Source organism: Sphaerospermopsis kisseleviana CS-549 (genome assembly GCF_028329225.1).
GTDB lineage: Bacteria > Cyanobacteriota > Cyanobacteriia > Cyanobacteriales > Nostocaceae > Sphaerospermopsis > Sphaerospermopsis kisseleviana.
In genome coordinates, this window is record NZ_JAQMTI010000132.1 from 1 (window position 1) to 10,737 (window position 10,737).

The 10,737-nt window shown below is 37.8% G+C and carries 13 protein-coding genes; 12 read left to right on the plus strand and 1 reads right to left on the minus strand.

Features of this window, described 5'->3' with window-relative positions; genetic code table 11:
* Positions 1-39: 39 nt before the first annotated feature.
* From PN497_RS11260 to PN497_RS11290, 7 genes are all read left to right on the plus strand, one after another.
* Complete coding sequence (locus tag PN497_RS11260; protein WP_096565467.1) at positions 40-831, plus strand: aminotransferase class IV; 792 nt, start codon at positions 40-42, stop codon at positions 829-831.
* Between the two features lie 113 nt (positions 832-944).
* Positions 945-2,786 carry an ATP-dependent zinc metalloprotease FtsH3 gene (gene ftsH3, locus PN497_RS11265; protein WP_096565465.1) on the plus strand — a complete coding sequence of 614 codons (1,842 nt, stop codon included), beginning with the start codon at positions 945-947 and terminating at the stop codon, positions 2,784-2,786.
* A 212-nt stretch (positions 2,787-2,998) separates the two neighbouring features.
* Entirely contained in the window at positions 2,999-3,619 is a 621-nt protein-coding gene (locus PN497_RS11270) for a tetratricopeptide repeat protein (RefSeq protein ID WP_096565463.1), read from the plus strand.
* A gap of 253 nt (positions 3,620-3,872) precedes the next feature.
* Positions 3,873-3,998, plus strand: a complete 126-nt coding sequence (locus PN497_RS11275; RefSeq protein WP_272110147.1) for a hypothetical protein — start codon at positions 3,873-3,875, stop codon at positions 3,996-3,998.
* Between the two features lie 185 nt (positions 3,999-4,183).
* Positions 4,184-4,531 carry an STAS-like domain-containing protein gene (locus tag PN497_RS11280; protein WP_096565461.1) on the plus strand — a complete coding sequence of 116 codons (348 nt, stop codon included), beginning with the start codon at positions 4,184-4,186 and terminating at the stop codon, positions 4,529-4,531.
* A 3-nt stretch (positions 4,532-4,534) separates the two neighbouring features.
* Entirely contained in the window at positions 4,535-4,915 is a 381-nt protein-coding gene (locus tag PN497_RS11285) for a hypothetical protein (RefSeq protein WP_272110149.1), read from the plus strand.
* A gap of 79 nt (positions 4,916-4,994) precedes the next feature.
* Entirely contained in the window at positions 4,995-5,147 is a 153-nt protein-coding gene (locus PN497_RS11290) for a hypothetical protein (protein WP_190347181.1), read from the plus strand.
* Positions 5,148-5,160: 13 nt separating this feature from the next.
* On the opposite strand, the gene uvrB is transcribed toward PN497_RS11290, so the two are convergent.
* Positions 5,161-7,158, minus strand: a complete 1,998-nt coding sequence (uvrB, locus tag PN497_RS11295) for an excinuclease ABC subunit UvrB (RefSeq protein WP_096572554.1) — start codon at positions 7,156-7,158, stop codon at positions 5,161-5,163.
* A 353-nt stretch (positions 7,159-7,511) separates the two neighbouring features.
* Between uvrB and PN497_RS11300 the strand changes: the two genes are divergently transcribed.
* From PN497_RS11300 to PN497_RS11320, 5 genes are all read left to right on the plus strand, one after another.
* Positions 7,512-7,865 (plus strand): hypothetical protein, encoded by a 354-nt coding sequence (locus PN497_RS11300; protein ID WP_096565459.1) that lies wholly within the window; start codon positions 7,512-7,514, stop codon positions 7,863-7,865.
* Between the two features lie 396 nt (positions 7,866-8,261).
* A complete protein-coding gene (locus PN497_RS11305) occupies positions 8,262-8,444 on the plus strand; it encodes a CsbD family protein (RefSeq protein ID WP_096572553.1) in 183 nt (60 codons plus the stop codon).
* Between the two features lie 155 nt (positions 8,445-8,599).
* Positions 8,600-9,037 (plus strand): hypothetical protein, encoded by a 438-nt coding sequence (locus PN497_RS11310; protein ID WP_096565457.1) that lies wholly within the window; start codon positions 8,600-8,602, stop codon positions 9,035-9,037.
* Positions 9,038-9,096: 59 nt separating this feature from the next.
* Positions 9,097-9,618 carry a hypothetical protein gene (locus tag PN497_RS11315; protein WP_096565455.1) on the plus strand — a complete coding sequence of 174 codons (522 nt, stop codon included), beginning with the start codon at positions 9,097-9,099 and terminating at the stop codon, positions 9,616-9,618.
* A gap of 244 nt (positions 9,619-9,862) precedes the next feature.
* The gene (locus PN497_RS11320; RefSeq protein WP_096565453.1) at positions 9,863-10,606 is read left to right on the plus strand and encodes a Uma2 family endonuclease; all 744 of its coding nucleotides are present in this window, start codon (positions 9,863-9,865) and stop codon (positions 10,604-10,606) included.
* The last annotated feature ends 131 nt before the right edge of the window (positions 10,607-10,737 follow it).

The window sequence follows — 10,737 nt, forward strand, 5'->3', positions numbered from 1 at the left end:
AGTCCCCAGTCCCCAGTCCCCAGTCCCCAGTCACCTGTCATGTATTGGTATTGTGGTAAATTAATAGAATCGCAAACTCTGGAATTAAATATTAATGATCCAGGTTTGCTTTTTGGAGCTACAGTTTTTACAACTTTAAGAGTTTATGATCATTCCCTTGATCAGAGTTTAACTAACTGGAAAGCTCATTGTTCACGCTTGCAATTAACTTTACAAACTTTCAACTGGCCAGAACCAGATTGGAATTTTGTGCGTCAAGGTGCAGAAATGCTTTTACAACATTTTCCCGTGATCAGAATTACTATTTTTCCCGATGGGAGAGAATGGATCACAGGTAGATTATTACCAGCAAACTTGACAGAAAAACAAAATAATGGTATAATTGCTGGACTTGCAAAACCAGAATTTGCCCGTTCTCTCCCCAAGCATAAAACAGGCAATTATTTGAGTCCTTGGTTAGCGAAAAATAATGGTCAAGCCGTAAACGCCGAAGAAGCGATTTTAATAGATAATGAGGGCAATTGGTTAGAAACCAGTACAGGTAATCTTTGGGGTTGGAAAGATGGCAGTTGGTGGACACCACCATTAGAAGTGGGAATATTGCCAGGGATAGAGCGATCGCACATTATCCAACATTTACAAAACCGTCAAATCACCATCCAGCAAGCACCTTGGACACCACAGCTAGTTAAAGAATTTGCAGCGATCGCCTACACTAACAGCGTTGTCGAGATAATTCCCATTCATACCGTACATCAGCCCACCGGATCGTTAGAATATAATCCTAAGCATCCTTGCTTTTTAGAACTTAAAGGATTATTTCTACCATGACAGGAACGCCATTTTGGTATATCTTAAGATAAGTTAACATAATTCTCATAAAGCCCTCTCTTATTTTAGAGACCTTACACTAACGCCCAAAAAATACAGGAGGATAGACCTCAGTGAATAAAAGATGGAGAAATGCGGGGCTATATGCGCTGCTGTTTATTGTAGTAATTGCTTTAGGGACTGCGTTTTTTGACAAACAACCCCCCCAAGTAGAAACATGGCGCTATAGTCAATTTATTCAAGAAGTTGATCAAGGCAAAGTAGAAAGAGTCAGTCTCAGTTCAGATCGTTCTACAGCAATTGTTACACCTAAAGACGATCCCAATAAAAAGCGTGTCACCTTAGTTAGCGATCCAGATTTAATCAATACTCTGAGAGATAAAGGTGTTGATATTGCCGTATTACCCCAAACCGACGAAGGATTTTGGTTTAAAGCATTGAGCAGCTTATTTTTCCCTGTATTGCTGTTGGTTGGTTTATTTTTCTTACTCCGTCGCGCTCAAACTGGTCCTGGTAGCCAAGCGATGAACTTTGGTAAGTCCAAAGCTAGGGTACAAATGGAACCCCAAACCCAAGTCACCTTTGGCGATGTAGCAGGTATTGACCAAGCTAAACTGGAATTAAACGAAGTTGTAGACTTTTTGAAAAACGCCGATCGCTTTACCGCTGTTGGTGCAAAAATTCCTAAAGGTGTATTATTAGTCGGACCTCCAGGAACTGGTAAAACCCTCCTCGCACGTGCTGTAGCTGGAGAAGCAGGTGTACCTTTCTTCAGTATTTCCGGTTCTGAATTTGTGGAAATGTTCGTGGGTGTGGGTGCTTCCCGTGTCCGCGATTTATTTGAACAAGCAAAAACCAACGCTCCTTGTATCGTCTTCATTGATGAAATTGACGCAGTAGGTCGTCAACGGGGTGCAGGTTTAGGTGGTGGTAACGATGAACGGGAACAAACCCTCAACCAGCTATTAACAGAAATGGATGGTTTTGAAGGTAACACCGGCATTATCATCATTGCAGCCACCAACCGTCCTGACGTTCTCGACGCAGCTTTATTGCGTCCTGGTCGTTTTGACCGTCAAGTTGTGGTAGACCGTCCCGACTACGGTGGCCGCAGCGAAATTCTCAAAGTTCACGCACGGGGTAAAACCTTATCTAAAGATGTGGACTTGGATAAAATCGCTCGTCGTACCCCAGGGTTCACCGGTGCAGATTTATCTAACCTGTTAAACGAAGCCGCAATTTTAGCAGCACGTCGGAATTTAACCGAAATTTCGATGGATGAAATTAACGATGCTATTGACCGGGTGTTAGCAGGTCCAGAAAAGAAAGACCGAGTAATGAGCGAAAAGCGCAAAACCTTGGTTGCTTATCACGAAGCTGGCCATGCTTTAGTTGGTGCATTAATGCCTGACTATGACCCTGTACAGAAAATTAGCATTATTCCCCGTGGTCGTGCTGGTGGTTTGACTTGGTTTACTCCTAGCGAAGACCGCATGGATACAGGTTTATATAGCCGTGCATATCTAGAAAATCAGATGGCCGTGGCTTTAGGTGGTCGTTTAGCTGAAGAAATTATCTTTGGTGAAGAGGAAGTTACTACCGGTGCTTCCAATGACTTGCAACAAGTAGCGCGAGTTGCCAGACAAATGATTACTCGTTTTGGCATGAGCGATCGCTTGGGTCCCGTGGCTTTGGGTCGTCAACAAGGTAATATGTTCTTAGGCAGAGATATCATGTCTGAGCGTGATTTCTCCGAAGAAACCGCCGCTGCCATTGATGAAGAAGTGCGTAAATTAGTTGATGTTGCTTACGCACGGGCTAAGGAAGTTTTAGTAAGTAACCGTCACATTTTGGATCAAATTGCCCAAATGTTGATTGATAAAGAAACCGTTGACGCTGATGAATTGCAAGAAGTTCTGGCTAATAATGATGTGAGAACTGCTGCTTTTGCATAGTAGTTAATCAATTTAATCAGTTTTTCAGATGGGGGTATTTCTGTGGTTTCTGGAAATACCCCGATTTTTTTGATAGGGAAGACGGAATAGGAAGATAGGGAAAAATGTTCTGCTCAATGGAATTAGTAATAATTTAGGAGTATGGGTTTAGCACTACTAAAACCCTACAGAGATAAAAAGTCATTTTATGATCATTTTTCAGCACAAAATCTATGTTTTTTATCAACTCTTTAGAAAGTCAATTGCAACGCTGGAACGAAACAGCTATTAAACAACCAAACAACCCTAATGTGTACATTCGTCGGGGGATGGTTTATTTTCAACTGGGAAAAATTCAAGAATCAATTACAGATTTTGATACTGCTCAAAAGTTAGATGATCGAATTATTCCCTATCTTTGGCAACGGGGTTTATCTTATTATTATGCGGAAAGATTCGCCGAAGGTGCAAAACAATTTGAAATTGATTTAACTGTCAATGCACAGGATGTAGAAGAAACTGTGTGGAGATATCTTTGTATTGCTAGGTTATCGGGTGTGGGAGAAGCTAGAAATTCTTTATTACCTGTGAAAAATGATCCCCGGAAAATTATGCGTTGTGTCTATGATTTATTTGCGGGTAATTGTACAACTGATGATGTTTTGATTGTGGGTAAATCAGAAGGTTTAAAAGGTAATTTTTACAGTCATCTGTATTTAGGTTTGTATTATGAAGCTGAGGGGAATGAAGAGTTAGCAAAAGAGTATATTGTCAAAGCTGCGGATAAGTTTAAAATTGATGATTATATGTGGTATTTGTCGGTGGTTCATAAACAGGTGAGTGGGTGGAATTAGCAGAGGAAATAAATATTTATTTAAATTTCTTTAGAGACATGCAAGAAAATATTTCTTTAGAGAAAAATTAAGTAATAATAACTGTGGTTATGAAATCTAGTATTATTTACATCTAATGGTAAAAATTCTAGAAAATCATAATTACTTGGAGTTATTTTGTCATTAGTAATTACCAAAAATGAACCACTAGTTCTTTATGTGGATACTATACGAGATTATCCACATCATGTAGAGATGCTTCTGAAAGACAGCAATGACATCTATTGAGGCTTTAAAGTGGGCATTTGAGCCGGGAAATAGCACCAAACAGCAAGGTGTCCGACAAGGTGAGGGTTTACACATACTACAAGAATTTGTCCAAAAAATCATGGAAACTTGATGATTTTCAGTAATGACAGCTATGTCAATATAGGAGATAATGGAGTTGAATACGAAAACATTTGTACTAACTTTTCGGGAACGCTAGTCAATATAGCTTTTCGATGTGATGAAAAATACTACTGTTTAGCTTCAGAAGTTCCTAAACTCAAGAAGCTGAAGCTCTAGAGAGAGGGAGATAAGGACATGATGTATAAAGTTTACAATATAGTTGGTGAGTATGCCATCACTGCTGATGGTGGACAAAAGTTATATGATCAGATTCATTCACGTTTACTAAGTGATGAAACTGTGGAATTAGATTTTGCAGGGGTGAAGGTTTTTGCATCTCCATTTGTGAATTTTGCATTTGGTCAATTGTTAAAAGATATCCCAGCAGAGAAGTTAAATCAGTTGCTTGAATTTACTTCTCTCAATGCTGATGGATGGGATGTTATTAATCACGTAATGACTAGAGCTAAACGTTATTACTCTGATGAAAAATATCGTAATGCTGTGGATACGGTGATAACAGATATGGCTGCAAGTTTTTGAAGTATGGCGATTATTCAAGCTGATATCATAGATATCAAAACTGATACCCCACAGCAAAGTGACATTTTTTTTGTAGATACCAACATCTGGTTTTGGCAAACTTATACAAATGCTGCATTTAAGGCTAAACGTTACCAAATTACAGATTATCCCAACTATATCAACAAAACACGCCAAAATGGAGCTACTCTTACTTATTCAGGACTAACTTTAGCTGAACTTGCACATATTATTGAGAAAACAGAATATGATATTTATGTTCAATCTAATGGATATTTACCAATTAAAGAATATCGTCATAATTATCCAACCGAAAGAGCAAATGTTGTAGCTGAAGTCCAGTTTACTTGGCGACAAGTAAAAAAAAATCGCAATTCCTATTAATCTAACAGTAGATGACGCAACAACTGATGCCGCTATTAACAGATTTACCACTCAAGCAGTTGATGGTTATGATTTGCTGATGCTTGAAGCTATTAGCAAAGCAGGAGCAGGAACAGTTAAGATTATTACTGATGATATGGATTATAGTGTTGTTCCAGGTATTCAGGTGTTTACTAGCAACAAATATGTCATTCAAGATGCTGCTATTCAGAAGAAGTTAGTAGTGCGCTAATTATAAATTAGGTTTACCTACCCAACATTTTATCCCTTAAATGCTTGATACGATCGCGCAATTTTGCAGCTTCTTCAAACTCCATCTTTTTCGCTGCTTCTTTCATCTGTTTTTCCAACACAGTAATTAACTCTGGAATATCCTCCAAAGCAAATTCATTTATATGTTCATCAACCACTTTTAAATCACTCGCATTCAACCGTCGGGAAACATCCAAAAATGATAAAATTGCATTACTTGATTTCTTAACAATCGGTTGCGGAGTAATTCCGTGCAGTTTATTATAAGCCATTTGAATACCCCTTCTTCTATCAGTTTCTTCAATCGCTTTAATCATACTATCCGTTAAATTATCAGCATACATAATTGCTTTTCCGTTTACATGACGCGCTGCACGGCCAATAGTTTGAATTAACGAACGTTCTGCACGCAAGAAACCTTCTTTATCTGCATCCATAATAGCCACCAAAGAAACCTCTGGTAAGTCCAAACCTTCCCGCAATAAATTCACCCCTACCAAAACATCAAACTTCCCATTTCTTAAATCTTGTAAAATTTCAATTCTTTGAATAGAATTAATCTCAGAATGTAAATATCTAACTTTTATTCCTCTCTCTTCCAAATATTCTGTTAAATCTTCCGCCATTCTTTTAGTTAACGTAGTAATTAAAACCCGTTCTTTTTTATCAACTCTATCCTTAATTTCTCCTAATAAATCATCAACTTGACCTTCCGTGGGACGAACAAATATTTCTGGATCAACTACTCCAGTAGGTCTAATTACTTGTTCTACAATCTTATCTTCAGAAACTTCAATTTCCCAACTTCCAGGAGTTGCAGAAACGAAAATACATTGATTAACCTTTTGCCAAAATTCCTCAGCTTTTAAAGGACGGTTATCAGCAGCACTAGGAAGACGAAAACCATGATCAATTAAAACTTTTTTCCGTGCTTGATCACCGTTGTACATTCCGCGAATTTGTGGTACTGTAACGTGAGATTCATCAATTACTAATAACCAATCTTTCGGAAAATAATCAATTAAACATTCTGGTGCTTCTCCCGCTTGTCTCCCTGCTAAATGACGAGAATAATTTTCTACACCGTTACAATATCCCACTTCTCTTAACATTTCAAGATCATAACGAGTCCGTTGATCTATTCTTTGTGCTTCTACTAATTTTCCTAATTCTTCTAATTTTAATTTCTGTGATTTTAATTCCGCAGCGATATCAGCGCAAGCAATTTCTAAACGTTCTTCTGGGGTGACAAAGTGACGCGCAGGATAAATATTGACTTTTTCTAAACTGCTGAGAATTTCTCCAGTGATAGGATCAATATAACGTATTGCGTCAATTTCATCGCCGAAAAATTCAATTCTAATTATTCTATCTTCGTAAGCTGGTCCAATTTCTAAAACATCACCACGAACGCGAAATTTACCTCTTCCCATTTCTACATCATTGCGGCTATATTGCACAGATGTTAAATCTCTTAAAACTTGCCTTTGGTCAACTTCCATACCTATTTCTAGTTTAATTGCGGCTTTGAGGTATTCTGCGGGCATACCTAAACCGTAAATACAACTAATGGAAGCAACAACAATTACATCACGCCTTTCAAACAGAGAACGAGTTGCAGAATGTCGTAGCATATCTATTTCATCATTGATCGCTGCGGTTTTTTCGATGTAGGTATCAGTGACGGGAATATAAGCTTCTGGTTGGTAATAGTCGTAATAGCTAACAAAATACTCGACTGCGTTATGGGGGAAAAATTCCCGTAACTCGTTACATAACTGGGCTGCTAGGGTTTTATTATGTGCCAGAACTAGGGTAGGTTTACCAACTTTTTCAATAACTGCGGCGATAGAAAACGTCTTACCCGTTCCCGTCGCACCGAGTAAAGTTTGATAACGATTACTCGCTTGGATGGTTTTCAAAAGTTGAGCGATCGCCTGTGGTTGATCACCTGTAGGAGTAAAAGGAGCTTGCAGATTAAATTCCATGATCACTGTTTCGTTAAATCTACCCTTTCCTATAGTAGCGACATCCTATATGGTCTACCATTTCTTGCGTAGGGGTAATTCATGAATTACCCCTACTTCTGTTCTACGCTGCGTCAGTCCTCAAGAGGTCGGGGATCTGAAAGCAATCAAGATTTAGCAATACTTGTTTACATAAATTAATAGTTTAAGTTTACTTATGTATCACTTTTGAAGAAACTTATATATATGGGTTGTTTTTTAGAGTTAAACTCTACATATATTAGGAAAAAATACCTTTCCTTAATTATTGTAAAATTCACGTAACCAGCTAGATGCGTTAGTTTACAAAGCATCTTAGCAGCAAAGGAGATAAAAAAGTGGAAGAAAATAACCAAGGTAATACAGAACAAGCTTCTCAAGGAACAATTGTAGTCGCTGGGGAGCGTCCTATTGGTAGCAGTGGGTTACAAGTTGCAGGAACAGTATCAATTGCTGGTTTACGTCCTATCAGTACAAGTAGCTTACAAGTAGTTGAAACATATAATGCAATGGGTATTCGTCCCATTGGTGCCAATACCTTCAGCGTTGTAAACAGTATCAACTTATCTGGAAATCGTCCCATCGGTTCTAGTGCGTTGGTAGTTTCCGAAAACTATTCAATTTTTGGTAATCGTCCAGTAGCATCAAATACAATTGATGACTCTGATATTTTGATGGGTTTTCTAGACTAATTTACCAAAATTATCCTCATACTTTTATCAATTGATAATTGACAATTGACAATTGATAATTGTTTCATTCAAGGCTTCCGCCGTGAGCGTCAGCCGATAGCGTAGCGTGGCGTTAGCCATACGGTTTAAAAGCTCCCCTTTCCAGGGGAAAAAACCAAAAAAATCCGCTTTTTCAATCCTCTTCCTTGAAGAGAGAGGTCATTTTCAATTTTTCCCAGTCTTATTCATAAACTGGGATTTTTTATGGGAAAAATGCCAAAATCAAGAATCAGAATATTTGCTTATTTATTCCTTTTTGTATAGATATTTAACATCAACTGTATACCTGATGGTGGAAGTAATCAGCCTATATTACCGCTAGTGTGGAATAGTAATTGCAAACAAATAGGACAACAAATGACTTTAGAAGAAAGAGCAAAAGCTACAGCAAAAAATATTGAAGGTAAAGCACAAGAAGCATTAGGAAACGTTACTGGAGATCCAGAAGATAAAACAGAAGGTAAAGCTAAACAAGCAGAAAGCGAAGTACGTCACGCTGTAGAAGATGTCAAAGATAACGTCAAGAAAAAGCTTGATTAATAGTTCGTAGTTGCGATTTATCCCTATAGGTTCGTAGTTAGCGATTTATCGCTAAATTCCCATATTTTTTAGGGCTAAAGCCCTAACTACGAACCTTCCTGAAAATAGGACTTAAAAATAGGACTTAAATTTTTATTTGTCTGAGGAGAAAAATTATGAATCTAATTCAGGAGAGTCGTAAAATTTTGACTGCTTTTGTGTTGATTTTAATATTAACTTTAACCTCTGCTTGTGGTGGGGGAAGAGTTGCAGAAGTTGATCGCTCAACGACTCCAGCGGTGGGAAGAGATGTGACTTATGCTGAATTAGAACGTGGTAATACTCCCGCAGGGCAAAATTTTGGTAATTGGGTTGTACAAACTTCTCAGGGGTTAATTACTGATGCTTATGTGCGAGATAATAATAAGCTAGGTGTGGTTATTTCTCCTCAAGTTAGTCCTAATGAAGTGCGTCCTTTAGCGAGTTCTTTGGTACAAGGTTTTAGAAAGAATTTTCCTAATCAGGATGTGAAGGTTTTGGTATATAGTCCTGATAAAAAACTAATTTTGACTGCTGATTATGTTGCTCAGACTAATCAAATTAGGTATAGCTAGGAGGATTGTTTTTCAAATATTAGGAAATTAAAAACCCTAAAATATAGGAGATAATTAAAGTGAGAAGTAGTGAAGAATATAGACGTAATATTTTACAAGATTTGGCGCAGGGAAATGTAGAATCTTTGGATAATCCCAACGCCATGACAACGGATGAGTACGAAACCTTTGATGATTTTGCTCAACGCACAACCAAGGATCAAAGAAGACATTTATTTAATCAATCTTTGCATCCAGAACGTATCCCTCCCAGTCAAATGGATCCGGAATTACAAAAGGCCATTTCTCAAATTAAACCGAATGAAAGAGATGATGTTGCAAGAGCATTTTTCAAACAATTAAAGGAACGAGGACTGGATGAGAAAAGGTTAGAACAGCAGTTAAATCTTTCTACCCATCACCCTAACCGCATGACTGCTGATGATGTGAGTACGCTTGCATCTTTTACTTATCATAATCATCCTGATGTTTTCCGTGATGTGTTAGCAGAACAACCAGGAATTATTAAGTTTTTGAGTAATCCTATTGTGGCAGGAATTATCGGTATTGCGGCGGCTAAATGGTTGGGTGGTCGGAAGTAAGGTTTATGGGTAAAGATTTCAATCCTTACATCTTACAACATACTCGATTAGCTTCCTGAACCGCCTGGGAATTAATTCCCAGTCTTTTCTCTCTGTTCTTGAGATAGATGGTTTTTTGCTGGCATAATTCAGAAGCGATAGCTTAGTTACCTAATTCCCTATTATACAATCTAGCTGCACAACAGCTTATAAACCTTAATGAAACAAATCATATATAATAAAAAAAGAATTGGTAAAATCAATCATGCTCAATTACAACCCATTGCATTGTTTACCATCTTCAGAAGAATTACCCGACTCTGACGACACACCAGTGGATAATCAATTACAGCATCTCATTCCTGGTTTGCTAGAAAGCATTCTTGCTTTATTGTGGTCTCAAAGATGGGATTGGTTTTTTGGTGTAGATATGGGAATATATCATGACCCTTATCAACCTGCAATTGTCCCAGATGGGTTTTTAAGTATTGGGGTACATAGATTTATTGATGAAGGTTTACGTCCTAGTTATGTATTGTGGGAAGAAAATAAATTACCGATTTTGGTTTTAGAAGTTGTTTCCCAAACCTATCGGGGAGAATATAGCAATAAAAAGGATTTTTATGCCCATGAATTTGGGATTTTATATTATGTGGTTTATAATCCCCTCCGCAAGAGAAAAGAACCTTTAGAAGTTTATAAATTAGTTGATGGAGAATATGTACTACTCTCAGGAAATCCCGTTTGGTTGCCAGAAATAGGTTTAGGAATTGGCAGAGAAAGGGGAACTTATCAAGGTATAACTAGAGAATGGTTATATTGGTTTGATGAACAGGGAAAAAGATTTTTTACCCCAGAAGAACGGATTCAGGAATCGGAAGAAAAACTTTTAGAAGCGGAAAGACAACGTTTAGAATCTGAAAGACAACGTTTGGAAGCTGAAGAAAAAGCCTGGAAATTAGCAGAAATTCTCAAGAGTTTGGGTGTTGATCCTGAAAGTTTAAGTTAATTAGGTAATTGGGAATTGGTAATTGGGAATTGGGAATTGGGAATTGGGAATTGGTAATTGGTAATAGTTGATTAAAAAACATAAAATTGATTACCCAGTCCCCAGTCCCCAGTCCCCAGTCCCCAGTCCCC

What these genes read in the sequence shown, in the direction of transcription:
- PN497_RS11285 (WP_272110149.1), top strand. Translation starts at nt 4,535, where the DNA reads ATGGCGATTATTCAAGCTGATATCATAGATATCAAAACTGATACCCCA.
- PN497_RS11320 (WP_096565453.1), top strand. Translation starts at nt 9,863, where the DNA reads ATGCTCAATTACAACCCATTGCATTGTTTACCATCTTCAGAAGAATTA.
- PN497_RS11310 (WP_096565457.1), top strand. Translation starts at nt 8,600, where the DNA reads ATGAATCTAATTCAGGAGAGTCGTAAAATTTTGACTGCTTTTGTGTTG.
- PN497_RS11260 (WP_096565467.1), top strand. Translation starts at nt 40, where the DNA reads ATGTATTGGTATTGTGGTAAATTAATAGAATCGCAAACTCTGGAATTA.
- PN497_RS11280 (WP_096565461.1), top strand. Translation starts at nt 4,184, where the DNA reads ATGATGTATAAAGTTTACAATATAGTTGGTGAGTATGCCATCACTGCT.
- PN497_RS11290 (WP_190347181.1), top strand. Translation starts at nt 4,995, where the DNA reads ATGCTTGAAGCTATTAGCAAAGCAGGAGCAGGAACAGTTAAGATTATT.
- PN497_RS11270 (WP_096565463.1), top strand. Translation starts at nt 2,999, where the DNA reads ATGTTTTTTATCAACTCTTTAGAAAGTCAATTGCAACGCTGGAACGAA.
- PN497_RS11305 (WP_096572553.1), top strand. Translation starts at nt 8,262, where the DNA reads ATGACTTTAGAAGAAAGAGCAAAAGCTACAGCAAAAAATATTGAAGGT.
- PN497_RS11275 (WP_272110147.1), top strand. Translation starts at nt 3,873, where the DNA reads ATGACATCTATTGAGGCTTTAAAGTGGGCATTTGAGCCGGGAAATAGC.